This window comes from Maritalea mediterranea (genome assembly GCF_021568695.1).
GTDB lineage: Bacteria > Pseudomonadota > Alphaproteobacteria > Rhizobiales > Devosiaceae > Maritalea > Maritalea mediterranea.
The window spans coordinates 42,170-59,315 of the sequence record NZ_JAKGTI010000001.1 but is presented as its reverse complement, the minus strand read 5'-3'; the positions used below and the strand labels follow the sequence as shown (position 1 = coordinate 59,315).

General features: G+C 52.2%; 16 protein-coding genes. 10 read left to right on the top strand and 6 right to left on the bottom strand.

The genetic code is table 11. The features are described from left to right. Window positions 1-19: 19 nt before the first annotated feature. The 3 genes from coaE to L1I42_RS00285 are packed head-to-tail and all read right to left on the bottom strand — an operon-like array spanning window position 20 to window position 2,067. Entirely contained in the window at window positions 20-634 is a 615-nt protein-coding gene (coaE, locus tag L1I42_RS00295) for a dephospho-CoA kinase (RefSeq protein ID WP_236112412.1), read from the bottom strand. After that, complete coding sequence (locus tag L1I42_RS00290) at window positions 627-1,460, bottom strand: shikimate dehydrogenase (protein ID WP_236112411.1); 834 nt, start codon at window positions 1,458-1,460, stop codon at window positions 627-629. The genes coaE and L1I42_RS00290 overlap by 8 nt, the downstream gene beginning before the upstream one ends. A 13-nt stretch (window positions 1,461-1,473) precedes the next feature. Continuing rightward, the gene (locus L1I42_RS00285) at window positions 1,474-2,067 is read right to left on the bottom strand and encodes a Maf family nucleotide pyrophosphatase (protein WP_236112410.1); all 594 of its coding nucleotides are present in this window, start codon (window positions 2,065-2,067) and stop codon (window positions 1,474-1,476) included. A 448-nt stretch (window positions 2,068-2,515) separates the two neighbouring features. Between L1I42_RS00285 and hemE the strand changes: the two genes are divergently transcribed. From hemE to L1I42_RS00245, 8 genes are all read left to right on the top strand, one after another. Continuing rightward, window positions 2,516-3,541 (top strand): uroporphyrinogen decarboxylase, encoded by a 1,026-nt coding sequence (hemE, locus tag L1I42_RS00280; protein ID WP_236112409.1) that lies wholly within the window; start codon window positions 2,516-2,518, stop codon window positions 3,539-3,541. A 4-nt stretch (window positions 3,542-3,545) separates the two neighbouring features. Then, window positions 3,546-3,971, top strand: a complete 426-nt coding sequence (gene hemJ / locus L1I42_RS00275; RefSeq protein ID WP_236112408.1) for a protoporphyrinogen oxidase HemJ — start codon at window positions 3,546-3,548, stop codon at window positions 3,969-3,971. A 150-nt stretch (window positions 3,972-4,121) separates the two neighbouring features. Next, complete coding sequence (gene rho, locus L1I42_RS00270; protein ID WP_236112407.1) at window positions 4,122-5,387, top strand: transcription termination factor Rho; 1,266 nt, start codon at window positions 4,122-4,124, stop codon at window positions 5,385-5,387. Between the two features lie 17 nt (window positions 5,388-5,404). Beyond that, window positions 5,405-6,703, top strand: a complete 1,299-nt coding sequence (gene mnmE / locus L1I42_RS00265) for a tRNA uridine-5-carboxymethylaminomethyl(34) synthesis GTPase MnmE (RefSeq protein ID WP_236112406.1) — start codon at window positions 5,405-5,407, stop codon at window positions 6,701-6,703. Window positions 6,704-6,757: 54 nt separating this feature from the next. Further along, the gene (mnmG, locus tag L1I42_RS00260; RefSeq protein WP_236112405.1) at window positions 6,758-8,638 is read left to right on the top strand and encodes a tRNA uridine-5-carboxymethylaminomethyl(34) synthesis enzyme MnmG; all 1,881 of its coding nucleotides are present in this window, start codon (window positions 6,758-6,760) and stop codon (window positions 8,636-8,638) included. Next, on the top strand, window positions 8,638-9,297 hold the full coding sequence (gene rsmG, locus L1I42_RS00255) for a 16S rRNA (guanine(527)-N(7))-methyltransferase RsmG (RefSeq protein WP_236112404.1): 660 nt from the start codon (window positions 8,638-8,640) through the stop codon (window positions 9,295-9,297). Before mnmG ends, rsmG begins: the two co-directional genes overlap by 1 nt. Window positions 9,298-9,322: 25 nt before the next feature. Next, a complete protein-coding gene (locus tag L1I42_RS00250) occupies window positions 9,323-10,123 on the top strand; it encodes a ParA family protein (protein WP_236112403.1) in 801 nt (266 codons plus the stop codon). Window positions 10,124-10,134: 11 nt separating this feature from the next. Continuing rightward, complete coding sequence (locus tag L1I42_RS00245; protein WP_236112402.1) at window positions 10,135-11,034, top strand: ParB/RepB/Spo0J family partition protein; 900 nt, start codon at window positions 10,135-10,137, stop codon at window positions 11,032-11,034. 299 nt (window positions 11,035-11,333) lie between these two features. Here L1I42_RS00245 and holA read toward each other — a convergent pair whose 3' ends face one another. The 3 genes from holA to leuS are packed head-to-tail and all read right to left on the bottom strand — an operon-like array spanning window position 11,334 to window position 15,458. Next, on the bottom strand, window positions 11,334-12,356 hold the full coding sequence (gene holA / locus L1I42_RS00240; RefSeq protein ID WP_236112401.1) for a DNA polymerase III subunit delta: 1,023 nt from the start codon (window positions 12,354-12,356) through the stop codon (window positions 11,334-11,336). Further along, window positions 12,353-12,853: a hypothetical protein gene (locus tag L1I42_RS00235; RefSeq protein WP_236112400.1), complete on the bottom strand. Its 501-nt coding sequence runs from the start codon at window positions 12,851-12,853 to the stop codon at window positions 12,353-12,355. The genes holA and L1I42_RS00235 overlap by 4 nt, the downstream gene beginning before the upstream one ends. After that, the gene (leuS, locus tag L1I42_RS00230) at window positions 12,840-15,458 is read right to left on the bottom strand and encodes a leucine--tRNA ligase (protein WP_236112399.1); all 2,619 of its coding nucleotides are present in this window, start codon (window positions 15,456-15,458) and stop codon (window positions 12,840-12,842) included. Before leuS ends, L1I42_RS00235 begins: the two co-directional genes overlap by 14 nt. A 204-nt stretch (window positions 15,459-15,662) precedes the next feature. Here leuS and L1I42_RS00225 point away from each other — a divergent pair, with 204 nt between their 5' ends. Both L1I42_RS00225 and L1I42_RS00220 read left to right on the top strand, forming a co-directional pair. Next, window positions 15,663-16,331, top strand: a complete 669-nt coding sequence (locus tag L1I42_RS00225) for a YggS family pyridoxal phosphate-dependent enzyme (RefSeq protein WP_236112398.1) — start codon at window positions 15,663-15,665, stop codon at window positions 16,329-16,331. 125 nt (window positions 16,332-16,456) lie between these two features. After that, window positions 16,457-17,140: a response regulator transcription factor gene (locus L1I42_RS00220; protein WP_236112397.1), complete on the top strand. Its 684-nt coding sequence runs from the start codon at window positions 16,457-16,459 to the stop codon at window positions 17,138-17,140. Window positions 17,141-17,146: the final 6 nt, after the last annotated feature.

Sequence of the window (17,146 nt, the reverse complement as noted above, 5' to 3'; positions counted from 1 at the left end):
CGCAAGTCTGCCCTGCATTTTAGTGGGCTTTGGCCGCCAAACAAGCCTTGATGATCTCATCCACAGCCGATTGCGTTGCCTCAAGGCTGGTGCCGGTGTCGATTTCAAAGTCGGCGCGGGCACGCTTTTCCATTTGCGGCATTTGCCGGGCGACAATGGCGTTGAATTTTTCTTCGCTCATGCCGTCGCGGGCCAAAGCACGTTGCTTTTGAATGTCCGGGTCGCAGAAGGTGACGGCGATGAAATCTGTGGGATAGGATCTGCCGGTTTCAAACAACAATGGAATTTCTAAAATCGCTAATTTTTCATTTTTTTCAGCGGCTTGAGCCAGGAATTGATGCATCTTATCTTGCACCATCGGGTGGATCAATGCTTCCAGTTTGGCCAGATTTTTCGGCTGGCCCACTACCTGTTTGGAGAGGGCAGTGCGGTCGATTTTGCCGTCAATGATGGCGTCGGGAAACAGTTCCCGCATGGCTTCCACCGCTTCGCCCGCATAAAGCTCGTGTACGGCTTTGTCGGCGTCATAAATCGGGATATCGCGCTTGGCGAACATCCTGGCGACCGTGGATTTGCCGGTGGCGATGGAGCCGGTGAGACCCAGAACCACTGGTTTTTGTTTGTTGTCAGCCATGTTCAATCTCCGCCAGCATCTTGTCCATAAGCTGTTGATCCACCTCCGGTTTTTGGCCAAACCAGCGTTCAAAACCCGGCACGGCCTGAAACACCAGCATGCCCATGCCAGTGGCGATTTTCAGCCCGTGCGCTTCGGCATCTTGCAGCAATGGCGTCATCAAGGGCGTATATACAATATCGGTGACAATGGCGCTTTTGGGCAGTTTATCCACATCCAAATTCTCAAACCGGCTACCTTGCATGCCAACGGCGCTGGTATTGACGACAAAATCTGCATTTGGCGCCAATTGATTAAATTGATCAAGGGTTTGCGGCGTAATCGTCCCGTCAAATTCTGCGGCCAATTGTTCAGCGCGTGCCAAGGTCCGGTTGAGCAGATAGATCTTTTTATAGCCCTTTTCCACAAGGGCATAAAGAATGGCGCGGGCGGCCCCGCCGGCGCCCAGAATGATCGCCACACCTCTATTTTGATCCCAACCTAGGATCTGATGGTCGAGATTGGCGACAAATCCATAACCGTCTGTATTGTCGCCCCAAATCTGATTGCCTTTCCGCCAGATTGTGTTCACTGCGCCAATATTTGTGGCGGTCGGCGTGAGTTGGTCGCACTGATCGAAGGCCAATTGCTTGTGGGGCAGGGTGACATTGCCACCCTGCCATTCTTCTGCACGGATGGCCGCGATCAAATCCTTGAAGCTGGCTTCATCCGTTTCCACAGCCTCATAACTGCCATCGATCTGGTATTTTTGCAGCCAGGCGCCATGTAGACGCGGGGATTTGGAATGTTTGATCGGATTGCCGGTGACAAATGCTTTTTTGGTCATAAATCTATTTCGACTAGATCGCCTTTACCTGTCTTAACGCCTTGAGCAGCGGCAGCAAGGGGAGGCCCAAAACGGTGAAATAATCGCCGTCCACTTGCTCGAACAATTGCACGCTGGCCCCTTCCAACTGATAGCCGCCAGCGCATTTCAGCAATTTTTCGCCCTCAATATCAATCACATGCTCCATTTCCTCATCGCTGAATTGGCGCATGGTCAATTTCACGGTCTGGCTGGTTTGCGCCAGAATTTCATTACTTTGGGCGATCACGGCCGCACTCACCAGACGATGGGTTTTGCCGCGCATCATCTTTAGCTGTTCGCGCAAATGCGCACCATCGCGCGGTTTATGCAAGACGGTCTGCCCCAGCATAATGGTCTGGTCGGCACCAATAACAAAGCAATCGGGATATTGCCGGGCCACGGCGAAGGCCTTAGCTGCCGCCAAATGCGCAGTGCGCGCCGCCTGACCAAGTTTGGAAAGCTGGTTATCCTGTTCAATCGCGCGTTCATCCACACGGGCGGGGATGGTCTCAAAATCTACCCCTGCATTGCGCAACAATTGTGCCCGAAAGGGACTTTCTGAAGCTAGAATGATATTATTTTTCATATGCTTATCCAGTTATCCCCGTTAGGCTGTGGGCAAAATGTCCCCAAGCCTATCCGCGCACCCTCAACGCTATTTTCTAGCACTTTTTTCACCGATGGCTCAAATTTCATGCACAGCTTTTGCCATGGTTAAAAAGTTCTTAAGGAAAATGTGGATTTCGGGCAAAAGACTCCTTATCCAAAACTGTACCTGATTTGTGCACAGCTTTTCCACCCGTTATCCAGTAATGGATTTTTAACCATTAATGCTTTGTTAACCGGGAAAAATTTACCTTTCATTAACATTTTGCAATTGGCCATATTTTTTTGATCAACATGGACGGGGCCAAGTGCCGCATGTGGATTAGGGTTGTGGGAAACAAAGAATTCCTGCAAAACACAGATAAGAAGAAAAAGAAGAAAGATATAAATATCTTATCTATTGGATTTATAGGGAAAAGGTGGACCGATTGACCAACCGCAAATTGCTTCAATGTGTATTAGGACAGAAATTTGATGTGCCCCCCATGTGGATCATGCGGCAGGCTGGTCGATATTTGCCAGAATATCGAGAAGTGCGTGCCTCCACCAAGGGTTTTCTCGATCTTTGCTATACGCCGGAAAAGGCAATTGAAGTGACCTTGCAGCCTCTGCGTCGCTTTGATCTGGATGCCGCCATTCTGTTTTCCGACATTTTGGTCATCCCAGATGCGCTTGGACAATCTGTACAATTCCAACCCGGTGAGGGGCCTTTGCTGGAGCCATTAGAGGGTATGGATGATGTGAAGGCGCTGTCGGTGGACAAGGTCTTGGATCATCTCAACCCGGTGTTGGAGACAGTGGCGGGTTTGCGTTCAACCATTGATGACGACAAGACCCTGATTGGGTTTTGTGGTGCGCCCTGGACCGTGGCGACCTATATGATCGGCGGCAAAGGCTCACCAGATCAGGCGGCGGCGCGGCTTTTTGCCCTGCAACAGCCAGAAGCTTTTGCAGAACTGATGGACGTGCTGGTGGAGGCGAGCGCCAAATATCTGATCGCTCAATTCAAGGCCGGGGCCGATGTGGTGCAGATTTTTGAGAGCTGGGCGCTGAATTTGGATGAAGTGGCGTTTGATACCTATGTGGTTGCGCCAACGGTCAAGCTGATCAACAAGATCCGCGCCGAAATCCCCAATGCACCGATTATTGGCTTCCCCCGCGGGGCGGCAGCGAATGTGCCGCGCTATATTCGTGAAACCGGCGTAAATAGTGTAGGGATCGATTATGCTATGCCGCTTGATTATGCAAAGCAGCATATTGCGCCACTGGCGACCGTACAGGGCAATTTGGACCCCCTCCGGCTGGTGGCGGGCGGCGATCAGATGAATCGCGCTGTAGATGCCATCCTAGAGGCTTTTTCTGACACGCCGCATATTTTCAATCTGGGCCATGGCATTGTGCCACAAACGCCGATTGAGCATGTGGAACAATTGGTGCGCCGGGTGAAGGGTTAAACAAATGCTTTGGGTCAAGTCTTTACACATTATTTCGATCATCGCCTGGATGGCAGGCATGCTCTATTTGCCTCGCTTGATGGTCTATCACGCCGATGTGGAAAAAGGCTCGGCCCAAAGCGAAACCTTTAAGATTATGGAACGTCGGCTTCTGAAGGCGATTATGACACCGGCCATGGTGGCCAGCTGGATTTTTGGCCTGTGGCTTGTGCTCGGTTATCAGGTCGCCAGCTTTACCGATGGCTGGTTTCTGGTGAAATTGATCGGGGTGCTGGCGCTTTCGGGCATGCATGGCTTTTTGTCCAAACAGGTGAAAGCATTTGCCCAAGATCAAAATGAAAGATCGGCGAAATTCTTTCGCATGATTAATGAAGTGCCCACTCTATTGATGATTATTATTGTCATTATGGTGGTGGTTAAGCCGTTTTAGTTAAATTGGTTGAGCCAATAGATTTCTTGAACCGTCATTGGAATTGAGTTATAAGCTCATCCACTTGATGCGAACGGGTTCGACGAATTCGGTTCCGCACACAATATCCCACCCCTAGTTTTATCTGCCCACACTTAGGATACGTCCTTCATGCAGAATATGAAGCTCCGCGAGCTTAAGGCTAAAACACCAGCCGAACTTTTAGCATTTGCCGAAGAAGTTGAAGTTGAAAATGCAAGCACCCTGCGCAAGCAGGAATTGATGTTTGCGATCCTCAAACAATTGGCCGAAAATGATGTCGATATTACCGGGGAAGGCGTTGTTGAAGTGCTGCCCGACGGGTTCGGCTTTTTGCGCAGTCCAGACGCTAACTATTTGCCCGGGCCTGACGATATTTATGTCAGCCCCTCGCAAATTCGGCGCTTTTCCTTGCGCACCGGCGATACGGTTGAGGGCCAAATTCGCTCTCCCAAAGATGGCGAACGTTATTTCGCGCTTCTGAAAGTCAATTCCATCAATTTTGAAGAGCCGGATCGGGCGCGGCACAAAGTCAATTTTGACAATTTGACGCCGCTTTATCCCGATGAACGCTTCAATATGGAACTGGCCGATCCGACCAGCAAGGATAAAAGCGCGCGTATTATTGATTTGGTCGCGCCCTTGGGCAAAGGCCAGCGGGGCTTGATTGTGGCGCCGCCGCGCACCGGTAAAACCGTGTTGCTGCAAAATATTGCTCAATCCATCGCCACCAACCACCCTGAATGTTATTTGATCGTGCTCCTGATTGATGAGCGGCCGGAAGAAGTGACCGATATGCAACGCTCTGTGCGCGGCGAGGTGATTTCATCAACCTTTGACGAGCCTGCTTCCCGGCACGTGCAAGTGGCGGAAATGGTGATCGAAAAAGCCAAACGCCTGGTCGAGCATAAGCGCGATGTGGTGATTTTGCTGGATTCGATTACCCGCCTGGGCCGCGCCTACAACACGGTCGTGCCATCCTCCGGTAAAGTATTGACCGGTGGTGTGGATGCCAACGCCCTTCAACGTCCCAAACGTTTCTTTGGTGCCGCACGGAACATCGAAGATGGTGGGTCTTTGACCATCATCTCTACCGCGCTGATTGATACCGGCAGCCGCATGGATGAAGTGATCTTTGAAGAATTCAAAGGCACGGGTAACTCCGAGATCATCCTAGACCGTAAGGTTGCGGACAAGCGTGTCTTCCCGGCGATCGACATCACCAAATCCGGCACTCGGAAAGAAGATTTGCTGGTCGATAAGGATACACTGAAAAAAATGTATGTCCTGCGCCGCATTCTGAACCCGATGGGCACGGTGGATTCCATCGAATTCTTGTTGGATAAGCTGCGTCAGACCAAATCCAACGCAGAATTCTTTGATTCTATGAACACTTAATAGCGTGGAGGCGGCGCATGGAGACCATTATTGCGTTGTCCAGTGGTGGCCTTCCTTCCGGGGTGGCAGTGTTGCGGCTTTCCGGCCCATCTGCCCGCCAGGTGCTTTCCGCGTTGGGGGCGGACTGTCCCCAACCACGCCGCGCCAAATTTTGTACACTTAAGGACGAAACAGGCCAACCGCTGGATGAAGCAATTGTGCTGTATTTTCCCGCACCACACAGCTTTACAGGTGAGGATGTGGTGGAGTTGCATTGCCATGGCAGCCAGGCTGTCGTCCAAAAACTTTTGCAGTTAGCCATCGGCCATGAGGGTGTACGGTTGGCTGAAGCGGGTGAATTTTCGCAACGTGCTTTTGAAAATGGCAAAATGGATCTGACCGAAATAGAGGGTTTGGGGGATCTGTTGGATGCCAAAACCGAGGGACAAAGGGCGCTGGCGATGCGCCGAATGCGTGGCGGCCTTTCACAAAAGGTTCATCATTGGCGCACATCCATTGTCGATCTGCTGGCTGAGGCTGAAGCTCGACTGGATTTCAGCGACGAAGGCGATGTCGAGGATGAATTGCCCCCAGCCTTTCAACAAGATATCGACAAACTTATTCAAGACTTAACCACAGCTCTGGATAGCTTCGAACAAGGTCAAATCATTCGAGATGGCTATCGCGTGGCTTTGGTTGGCCGACCGAATGTGGGCAAATCTACTTTGCTGAATCGATTGGCCCAAACGGATAAAGCCATTGTGACCGACGTGCCCGGCACAACTCGTGATGTGATTGAAGTTGAGATTGATATTGGTGGACAGCTATTCAGCCTTTACGACACAGCCGGTATTCGAGAAACCGACGATATTGTTGAAATTGAGGGCATCAGCCGGTCATACCGCGCCATCGAACAGGCCAATCTTGTCATAGAACTTATAGACGGCACGCGGAATGAGGGGCCGGTCTATCCAAAAGCCGACTGGCATATTTTAACAAAGTCCGACCTTACGGCAACATCCATGGATTCACGTGAAACTCTCCCGATATCCGCCAAATCGGGCTTAGGAATCGCTGACCTTTTAGACCGATTGACTGAACAGGCGCTGCGCCAAAAGGATTCACGGGAAACCCAGCTGATTTCACATACCCGAGATAAACAAGCGATCGAAGAAACGATCAAACACTTGCAGAGCGCGCAGGATTTGACTAAACCTCTCGAACTTGTCGCCGAAGATTTGCGCCGTGGAACAGTATGCCTTTCCCGCCTGATCGGTTTGGTTGACGCAGAAGACATATTGGACCGGCTTTTTGCCGGCTTTTGCATAGGCAAATGATTCACGTGAAACAATCCGGAAGCGGATTCACGTGAAACAAAAGGTGCTTTCAACATGAGTGAATGCGAACAATTTGATGTCATCATTGTCGGTGGCGGCCACGCCGGATGTGAAGCGGCCGCAGCATCGGCCCGCATCGGCGCAAAAACCGCCTTGGTGACCCACCAGTTTGATAAACTGGGCGAAATGTCATGCAACCCGGCCATTGGTGGTTTGGGTAAAGGACATTTGGTGCGTGAGATTGACGCGCTCGACGGGCTGATGGGGCGCGTGGCTGACCAGGCGGGCATTCAATACAGACTGCTTAATCGCCGGAAAGGTCCGGCGGTGCGCGGACCGCGGGCACAGACGGATCGCAAGCTCTATAAAAGGGCGATGCAGGCGGCTATAGGTGCGCAGGACAATCTGACGGTAATTGAAGGCGAAGTCAATGACATCTCGACGCAGGACGGCATTGTAAAGGGCGTAAAGCTCGGCGGTGGCGAGATCATTGGGGCGAAGAAAGTTGTCTTGACCACTGGCACCTTTTTGCGTGGGCTCATTCATTTGGGGGAAAAGAAGATTCCCGCAGGACGCGTCGGTGAAGCGCCGGTGCTTGGCCTTTCGGACCGTTTGGAAAAGTTGGGCCTGCAGCTGGGTCGACTTAAGACCGGCACACCACCGCGGCTTGATGGCCGAACCATCAATTGGGATGTTCTGGAGGTGCAACACGGGGATGAAGAGAAGGAAGCCTTCTCTATGCTCACCGATGAAATTACTGTGCCCCAGGTGCCGTGCTATATCACACGAACCGATAAGAAGATGCATCAGATCATTGTGGACAATCTGCATTTTTCGGCCATGTATTCTGGCCAGATTGACAGCAAGGGCCCACGCTATTGCCCGTCGATTGAAGATAAAATTGTGCGGTTTAATGACCGGGACAGTCATCAGATCTTTTTGGAACCTGAAGGGCTAGACGATCACACCATCTATCCCAATGGTCTTTCCACCAGCTTGCCGGAAGAGGTGCAGTTGAAGTTCATCCGTGCATTGCCAGGCTTAGAGAACGCTGAGATTATTCAGCCCGGTTATGCCATCGAATATGATTATGTGGACCCACGCGAACTTACTCATGCGCTGGAGTTGCAAAAGCAGCCCGGGCTTTATCTGGCAGGGCAGATAAACGGCACCACAGGCTATGAGGAAGCGGGGGCTCAGGGCTTGCTGGCCGGCGCGAACGCAGCCTTGGCGGCACGCGGTGAAGCGGGCATGCATCTGTCACGGACACAAAGCTATCTGGCTGTAATGATTGATGATTTGGTGACACGTGGGGTGACGGAACCCTATCGTATGTTTACCTCACGCGCCGAATTTCGGCTCCATTTGCGCGCGGACAATGCTGATCAGCGCTTGACACCAATTGGTGTGCGGTATGGATTGGTTGGGCCCACACGTAACTCTGCCTTTACACGCAAGATGGCCGCGTTGGATCATGCAAGCGGCCTTTTGAAATCGTTAACCATCACGCCGAATGAAGCAGCAAAACATGGTTTGAAAATTAATGCTGATGGGGTGCGGCGGACGGCTTTTGATTTGTTGTCCTATCCGACCATCGAGTTTGCCGATCTGCAACGCGTTTGGCCGGAGCTCAAAAACCTTGACGAAAAGGTCGTGGAGCAAGTCAGCGTCGATGCGCAATATGCAGTCTATCTGGATCGGCAGCAGGCAGATGTAGAGGCTATGCAACGCGATGAAAAGCGGGCAATCCCCGAGTGGATGGATTATAGCCAGCTGTCAGGTCTTTCAGGGGAAATGCGGCAGAAGTTGGAGCAGGCAAGGCCCAAGACCATAGCTCATGCCCAGAAGATTGAAGGCATCACCCCGGCGGCGATTACCTTGATCCTGGCCGTGATCAAGCGGGGCTATCTCGTCAAGAAGACCCGGACAGGCTAATGGGCAGCGAGCAAGCCGCAGTTGCCACCTATTTGGCGTCACTGGATGCGTGGGCAGGCAATGGAGAGCAGGTTGATTCGATCGTCGAGCATCTGCTTTTTTACGAAGCAAGTCTGATCAAATGGCAGAAAATCAAGAACCTTGTTTCACGTGAAACACTGTCTGAAATATGGTCAAGGCATTTCCTCGATTGTCTACAACTTATCCCAATGATTCGCGCTGATTCGCGCACTTTGGTTGACTTTGGTAGTGGCGGTGGATTTCCAGCGATCCCGCTTGCAATTGCCTTGAAACAGCAGAATACCACCATTCATATGGTTGAGTCCAATGGCCGAAAGGGTTCTTTTTTGCGCCAAATGGTGCGTGAACTGGACCTCAACGCGAAGATTCATACAGAGCGGGCAGAGTCGCTCAACCCTAAGGAAATTGGGCCGGTAGATGTGTTTACCGCCCGCGCTTTTGCCCCTTTGACCGATATTTTGACTCATGTTTCGCCCTTTTGGCAGGAAAATTCTGTGGGATTATTCCAAAAAGGCCGGGGATATAGCAAAGAAATAGAAGAATCTTTGCAAAAATGGCGCTATACTTACTCAACAGTGATCAGTAAGACCCAAAATGACGCTGCTATTGTCCAAATCACGGATCTAGAGCAGTTTTAGGGCAAATTTGGCACAGGAGGCGTCGATGCGGCCGCGTATTCTGACTTTGGCAAACCAAAAGGGTGGTGTGGGTAAAACCACAACTGCGATTAATCTTGCGACGGCATTGGCCGCCATTGGCGAGCGGGTGTTGATTGTGGATATCGACCCCCAGGGGAACGCCAGTACCGGCATTGGTGTCGAGCGCAGTACGCGCCAGTACTCCGCCTATGATCTGATGACGGGTGAGGTGGAGCTGGAAGAAGCGATTTTGCACACCAATGTGCCCAATGTGGCGATTGTGCCGTCTACCATGGATTTGTTGGGCTTGGAATTGGCGATAGCCGAGGAAAAGGATCGGGCCTATCGCTTGCGCAATGCGTTGGATAATGCCGGCAGCCTTTATCATGAAGGTAAGCCCATTACCTACATTCTGGTTGATTGTCCACCCTCGCTTAACCTATTGACGATTAACGCCCTGGCGGCAGCTGATGCGGTATTGGTGCCGATGCAGTGCGAGTTTTTTGCTTTGGAAGGTTTGAGCCAATTGCTTCAAACCATTGAACAAATCAAGACCAATCTCAACCCGAACCTTTATGTGCAGGGTGTGATTATGACCATGTTTGACAAGCGCAACAATCTGTCCATGCAGGTTCTGGACGATGTGCGCGCACATTTGGGAGAGTTGGTTTATGACACGGTGATCCCGCGTAATGTTCGGCTTTCTGAGGCGCCGTCTTATGGCAAGCCCGCCTTGCTGTATGATTTGAAATGTGCGGGATCCCAGGCCTATTTGCGGTTGGCCACCGAAGTGATTAAGCGTGAACGCCGGTTGAAAGCGGCATAAGGGTTAAAGCGATGAATGAAAAGAATCCTAATAATCGGTTGGGTCGGGGACTTGCGGCGCTCATCGGCGATACTCCGCCAATGGATGCACCGCGTCATGCGGATAGTTCTGGCATTCGTCGGTTGCCGGTTGAATTTATCGTTGCCAGTCCCAACAACCCGCGACGGCACTTTTCTGTCGAAGAATTGGAAGATCTCACCAATTCAATCAAAGAAAAGGGCATTATGCAGCCCATTCTGGTGCGGCCGAGTAAAGTTGAGCCGGACCAATATGAGTTGGTGGCAGGTGAACGCAGGTGGCGCGCAGCCCAACGGGCAGGCTTGCATGAAGTCCCCGTTATTATCCGCGAGTTGGATGATCGGGAAGCCCTTGAGCTGGCGATCATTGAAAACGTACAACGGTCTGACCTGAATCCTTTAGAGGAATCAAGAGGTTATGACCAGTTAATGCAGCAATTTGGCTATACACAGTCTGATTTGGCACAGGTGATTGGCAAAAGCCGGTCCCACGTGGCCAACACGTTGCGGTTGATGAAATTGCCGGAGAGCGTGCAGGGCTATGTGGCCGATGGGGCTCTGTCTGCCGGGCATGCGCGGGCATTGATCACCGCTAAAGATCCGTCCGCATTAGCGCAACGAATTGTGGATGGCGGTTTGAGCGTGCGTGAAGCCGAAAATCTGGTGCAAAAACAATTGCGCGCTGATGAGGCGGGCGGTTCGTCTGCAGCTGGCAGTAAGAAAAAACAAAAAGACTCGGACACGTTGGCGTTGGAAAAAGAGCTGTCCGATATGTTGGGTCTTAAGGTCTCTATCGACCATAAAGAGCGCGGCGGTAAAATTGAGATTAAATATCGCACGTTGGATCAGCTTGACGATGTGTGCTCGCGGCTGCAGGGTTCAAAGTTAAAGTAGTTCACAGCACGTGATTCAAGTGAAAGGGCGGGTCAATTTGGCCCGCCTTTTTTTATGTGCGGTCGGCGCTGAGTCAATAATTTTCAAAAAATACCTCGTTGTCCAACAAAATTGGTCCCGGATTTTGGGCGTTCATTGTGATTTTGCCGCCATTATGTCCAAAATAGTGCGTTTCTCTCGTCGCCTTCAGCTTCAAAAGTCGGGTCAATGCACGCTGAAGGGCACGAGAGAAAAGGGGTAAAATGTCAAAAATCGCCCGGTTTCGGTCGATTCTTTACAAAATTGACACGCCGCACTGCCTAATGTCGGGCTGCGATGGTGGCGATGGCGAGGAGGGCCTGGCGCGTATGGGCCAGATCGAGGCTGGCATTTTTGCGGGTTTGGGCGATCGCGTCGTAAATGCGGGCGCAGGCTGACGATAGATTTTGAGCGGACCAGGTGCGAATTTGGGTCTGTACTTTGGCCTTGCGGGAAAAATGGATCGGCGGGCGGGCGCTGTTCACCAATTGGTCGAGGGCGGCGCCTTCGTCCAATTTGGCGCGTTGGGCGCGCAGCCAGGTAAAGTGCATCAGCGACCGGGTGAGAATGGCGGAAGAATGGATACCGCTATCGAAGGCGCGGGACAGAGCTTGATCCAATTTTTGAACATGGCCGGTGCCGGCGCTGTCGATAATCTCGTCTAACGCCAGCATGGCATTGTCACCACACAGCACCATCACATCTTCCAGCGTGATTTTTCTGCTGTGGGCGGCATATAGGATCAGTTTTTCGACCTCGGATCGCGTGATCTGCCGGTCATTGCCCAATTGGTCTTTCAGGGCTTGCAGGGCGTCATTATCAATTTGGATCTGATTTTCGCGAAACATTTCGCGCATCAACTGGTCCAAACTGCGCGCATCATCAGCAAAACAGGGCAGGGCGCGGGCCGATTTGGCCTTTTCCATCACCTTGCGCAATTTGTCTTTCGGGGTCAATTTACCGGCCTCCACCAACAAAATGGCAGGGACATTTTCGGCGGCCAACCGCTCAAGTGTCGGGGCGAGGGCGTTGGTGGCGCCGCGCACCCGCACAATGCGCTGTCCGCCAAACATGGAACTGGTGTTGGCCTCGGTCTCAATGGTGGCGTCGGGATTGTCGAGATCTGCAAATTGCAGGCTGATCAAATTCATCGGATCAGCATCTTTGCCCTGAAAATGCTTTTGCAGCTGATCCGTTGTTTCGCGCACGCGGCCCGCATCCGGCCCGTAAATCAGGACAATGCCGGATTTAAGGTCGGGCTTTTTCAAAAAGCCGGGCACATCGCGCGCTTTAAGGGCGGTCACTGGGTCGGTGCCTCATTGAAAAATTGCAACAGATCAATTTCCACCAGCTTGGCCGCGGCTTCGCCGGCGCGTTTTTCCGCATCCTGACTGGCGGCCTTGTCGGCGACCAACTGCCCGGACGTGAGATAGGTGGCCGTGGCAAAACGGGAACCCGAAAGCACCGTTTCCTCGCTATCGAGCTGGATCAACTGATAGGAAATGGTGACCTTCATTTCTTGTTCGTTTCGGGCGAATTGAGATCCAGCTTTAAAAAGGCTGCGCGCGCTGGCGCTGGCGTTCAGATCCAGCTTATAGGCGGCGGCTTGCTCTTCACCCAGATCGAACCGAATTTTTTGAAAAATGATCTGTTCCAGCCGCGAATCAGGTTCGGCATAGCTGAGATCAAATTGAGCATTCCGATCTGTGCTCTGATAGGCCGGGCGCAGGGTGCATCCGGCCAACAGAGCTGCGGTGAGGGCCGCCAGGGCGGCCAGTTTCATAGATTTAGATGACAACATTGACAATTCTACCTGGGACGACAATCACCTTTTTCGGGCTGTTGCCGTCCAGCATGCGCGCAATTGGCGCTTCTGACAAGGCAGCCTGCTCGATTTGTGCTTTGGTGGCGTCTTTGGCGATGGTCAATTCAGCACGCTTTTTGCCGTTTACCTGGATGGGCAGCATGATGGTGTCATCGGTCAGATATTTCTCATCTGCCTCTGGCCAAGCCTCATTCACCAACAAGTCCTCGTGGCCCAAATGGGTCCAGCAGGTTTCGGTCAAATGCGGGACGATGGGGTTGGACAATTTCACCAAGGTTTCGATGGCAAATTTCAGTGCTTTGCGTTCATCGCTGGCGGCATCACCTTTGATCTTGGCCATGGCTTTTGAGATTGAATTGGTCAATTCATAAATCTGGGCAATGGCGCGGTTAAAGCGCAAATTGTCGTACGCATCGGTGACCTGATCGATCGCCCGGTGCGCCGATTTCAGCAAATCTTCCGCATCAATCTGGGCTTTGGCGCCGATCTCCTGATTGGCCAGAATAGTTTTGGCATCGTCCACCAAACGCCACACCCGTTGGATGAAGCGCCATACCCCTTCAATGCCCGATTCAGTCCATTGCACGTCTCGCTCCGGTGGGGAGTCTGACAAAACGAACCAGCGGGTGGCATCGGCGCCGAAGCTTTCGGCCATGGATGACAAATCGATCACATTCTTTTTCGACTTGGACATTTTTTCGATCGAGCCGATTTTGACCGGTTTGCCCGTGTCTTTGTGAATGGCTTCGCGCTTGTCACCATCTTCTTTCAGGTCAATATCAGTGGGGGCGATCCATTCACCATCTTCTGATTTATAGGTTTCGTGGGTCACCATGCCCTGGGTGAACAGACCCTTGAACGGTTCGGTGACCGACAAATGTCCGGTTTGTTTCATGGCGCGGGCGAAGAAGCGCGAATAGAGCAAGTGCAAAATCGCGTGCTCGACGCCGCCAATATATTGATCGACCGGCAGCCAATGGTCCGCTTTGTCTTTCACGGTCGGGGTTTTGGCATGGGGCGCGGTGAAGCGCGCGAAATACCACGAGGAATCCACAAAAGTGTCCATGGTGTCTGTCTCGCGCCGGGCCGGGCTGTCGCAATTGGGGCAGTTCACATGTTTCCACGTGGGGTGATGGTCCAGCGGGTTGCCCGGCTTATCGAAGGTGACGTCATCGGGCAATTCAACCGGCAATTGATCGTCGGGCACATGCACCACGCCGCAATTGTCACAATGGATGATCGGGATCGGGCAGCCCCAATAACGCTGGCGGGAGACGCCCCAGTCACGCAAGCGGTAATTCACTTTGCGCTCGCCCTGTTCACGATTATTGATACTGACATTTTCCAGCCGACGGGCCACTTCGTCAAAGGCCTCTTCGGGTGTCATGCCATCCAAGAATTTGGAATTGATCATCACGCCATCATCTGTGTAGGCCTCATCGCCAATCTCAAAGCTGGCCGCGTCGCCATCCTTCGGCATGACGACGGGCACCACGGGCAGATCATATTTGCGGGCAAAGTCTAGGTCGCGCTGGTCACCCGAAGGGCAACCAAAAATCGCCCCGGTGCCATAGTCCATCAGGACGAAATTGGCGACATAAACGGGCAGAGTCCAATTCTCGTCAAACGGATGTTTCACGTGAATCCCAGTGTCGAAGCCTTTTTTTTCAGCCGTCTCCAAGGTGGCGACAGACGTGCCCATGCGGCGACATTCTTCGATGAACTCTTTCAAGTCCGGATTGTCCTTGGCGGCAGCCAGTGCCAGCGGGTGGTCAGCCGCGACGGCCATAAAGGACGCGCCAAAAATTGTGTCCGGGCGGGTTGTATAGACTTCCAACTCCGAATGACCTTTAGGCGCGGTCGCTTCTTCCAGGGCCCAGCGGACCAACAGGCCCTCAGATTTGCCGATCCAGTTGGCCTGCATCAGGCGCACTTTGTCTGGCCATCCATCGAGATTGTCGATCTCGTTGAGCAGATCTTCGGCAAAATCAGTGATTTTGAAGAACCATTGGGTCAGCTCTTTTTGCTCGACCAGCGCGCCCGAGCGCCAGCCGCGGCCATCAATGACCTGTTCGTTGGCCAAGACAGTATGGTCGACAGGGTCCCAATTGACCTTCGAGCTTTTGCGATAAACCAGACCTTCGTTTAAAAAGTCGAGGAAAAGTTTTTGCTGTTGGTGATAATATTCCGGATCGCACGTCGCGAACTCGCGAGACCAATCAAGGCTCAAGCCCAGCGCCACCAATTGCTCTTTCATGGACTCGATATTTTTATAGGTCCACTCTTTGGGGTGTGCATTGTTCTGCATGGCGGCATTTTCAGCTGGCATGCCGAAGGCGTCCCACCCCATGGGGTGCAACACATTATAGCCTTTGGCGCGTTTGAACCGGGCAATCACATCGCCCATCGTGTAGTTCCGCGCGTGACCCACATGGCAGCGGCCAGACGGGTAGGGGAACATTTCCAGGACATAATATTTCGGCTTGTCGCTGTCCTCATTTAGAGCAAAGCTTTGGTTGTCCGCCCAAACTTTTTGCCAATGGGGTTCGCTCTCTCGCGGATTATAACGTTCCGAAGTCATACCGGTTCTTTTGTCCTTGAATATTATTGATCTGTGGTTCAAACCATAGGGCCAGAAACGAGCCAGGCCCAATCAGCATATCTTGGTCCATATGATGACAATATTGACCTTCACCAGAATTTGCCGTGGCGGTCAAGCTTTCATCGGGAGCAGGTGGCCTCAGGGCTTGGATTGGGGCATGGCCAAATCAAAAGAGGTAAGCATATGGGTGCAAAGGAGTTGGAACAGGTTTGGGCAAATATGGCGCGGGCCGCCAAAAGATTTGATGGTGATGAGCGTGAGCCACCCAAGCTGATCGCCGTGTCCAAAACCTATGGCGCTGACGATATTGTGCCGGTGATCGAAGCGGGGCAGCGTGATTTTGGCGAAAACCGGGTGCAGGAAGCTCAAGGCAAATGGCCGGAACTGCGCGCGCAATATCCTGATCTCACCTTGCATCTGATTGGCCCCTTGCAAACCAATAAAACCAAAGATGCGGTGGCGCTGTTTGATGTGATCCATTCGGTGGACCGGGAGAAGGTCGCGCGTTATTTGAAAAAAGAGATGGACGCTCAAGGTAAAAATATTCCGCTTTTTGTTCAGGTCAATATTGGCGAAGAAGAGCAAAAGAGCGGCATTGCCCCGGATCATACGGTTGAGTTTGTGCGTTATTGCCGGGAAGATTTGGGCTTGGATATTCAGGGGCTGATGGCGATCCCGCCTGTGGGTGAACCAGCTGCGCCGTTTTTCGCCCGACTGGTGGAGCTGGGTAAATTGGCCGGGCTTTCAAAATTCTCGATGGGCATGAGTGCCGATTATGAAACTGCGATCGAAATGGGCGCCAGCTATGTGCGGGTCGGGTCGGCCATTTTTGGCGCCCGAGATTATGGCTGAGCCAAGCCTGTTAACCACACAAGTGGCTAACGCCCTTGTGATGAGCGTGTGAAACACGCATGATGTAGACAGATAACAAGCCAAGTGATTTGCCCGAGTGGCCCCAACAATTTTGGACAAGATTTATGAATAAGCGTCGTTTGTTGATTGTGGATGATGAAGCGGAGCTGCGCCAGAGGCTGGTGGACCAGCTGGCGCATTATCGGGAATTTGAAATTGTAGAGGCCGAAAATGCCAACAGCGCGTTACAGCTGGCCAAGGATGGTCACTTTGATTTGCTGATTTTGGATGTGGGTCTGCCCGATATGGATGGTCGGGAAGCGGTGAAAATCTTGCGCCAGGATGGGGTGAAATCGCCTATTTTGATGCTGACCGGTCACGATAGCGATGCCGACCAGATTCTGGGGCTGGAGAGCGGCGCCAATGATTATGTCACCAAGCCGTTTCGTTTTTCTGTGTTGCTGGCGCGGGTGCGGGCGCTGTTGCGGCAACATGATCAAAGCGAAGATGTGGTGTTTTCGATTGGGCCTTATCGTTTTCATCCGTCGACCAAAACCTTGGAAGACGACGACAATCAAAAAATTCGGCTGACCGATAAAGAAACCTCGATCTTGAAGTTCCTGTACCGTCAGGGATCAAAAACCGTGTCGCGGGATGTGCTGCTGCAAGAAGTGTGGGGTTATAATAATCGGGTGACCACCCACACTTTGGAAACCCATATTTATCGGTTGCGGCAAAAAATCGAGCGCGATCCGACTCATGCACGCTTGCTTGTCACAGAAGAAGGCGGCTATCGTCTGGTTCCATAAGGGCGA

Excerpts from the sequence above, each read along its gene's own strand:
- coaE (WP_236112412.1), bottom strand. The coding sequence starts at position 634 with ATGGCTGACAACAAACAAAAACCAGTGGTTCTGGGTCTCACCGGCTCC.
- L1I42_RS00290 (WP_236112411.1), bottom strand. The coding sequence starts at position 1,460 with ATGACCAAAAAAGCATTTGTCACCGGCAATCCGATCAAACATTCCAAA.
- L1I42_RS00285 (WP_236112410.1), bottom strand. The coding sequence starts at position 2,067 with ATGAAAAATAATATCATTCTAGCTTCAGAAAGTCCCTTTCGGGCACAA.
- hemJ (WP_236112408.1), top strand. The coding sequence starts at position 3,546 with ATGCTTTGGGTCAAGTCTTTACACATTATTTCGATCATCGCCTGGATG.
- rho (WP_236112407.1), top strand. The coding sequence starts at position 4,122 with ATGCAGAATATGAAGCTCCGCGAGCTTAAGGCTAAAACACCAGCCGAA.
- mnmE (WP_236112406.1), top strand. The coding sequence starts at position 5,405 with ATGGAGACCATTATTGCGTTGTCCAGTGGTGGCCTTCCTTCCGGGGTG.
- mnmG (WP_236112405.1), top strand. The coding sequence starts at position 6,758 with ATGAGTGAATGCGAACAATTTGATGTCATCATTGTCGGTGGCGGCCAC.
- rsmG (WP_236112404.1), top strand. The coding sequence starts at position 8,638 with ATGGGCAGCGAGCAAGCCGCAGTTGCCACCTATTTGGCGTCACTGGAT.
- L1I42_RS00250 (WP_236112403.1), top strand. The coding sequence starts at position 9,323 with ATGCGGCCGCGTATTCTGACTTTGGCAAACCAAAAGGGTGGTGTGGGT.
- L1I42_RS00245 (WP_236112402.1), top strand. The coding sequence starts at position 10,135 with ATGAATGAAAAGAATCCTAATAATCGGTTGGGTCGGGGACTTGCGGCG.
- L1I42_RS00235 (WP_236112400.1), bottom strand. The coding sequence starts at position 12,853 with ATGTTGTCATCTAAATCTATGAAACTGGCCGCCCTGGCGGCCCTCACC.
- leuS (WP_236112399.1), bottom strand. The coding sequence starts at position 15,458 with ATGACTTCGGAACGTTATAATCCGCGAGAGAGCGAACCCCATTGGCAA.
- L1I42_RS00225 (WP_236112398.1), top strand. The coding sequence starts at position 15,663 with ATGGGTGCAAAGGAGTTGGAACAGGTTTGGGCAAATATGGCGCGGGCC.
- L1I42_RS00220 (WP_236112397.1), top strand. The coding sequence starts at position 16,457 with ATGAATAAGCGTCGTTTGTTGATTGTGGATGATGAAGCGGAGCTGCGC.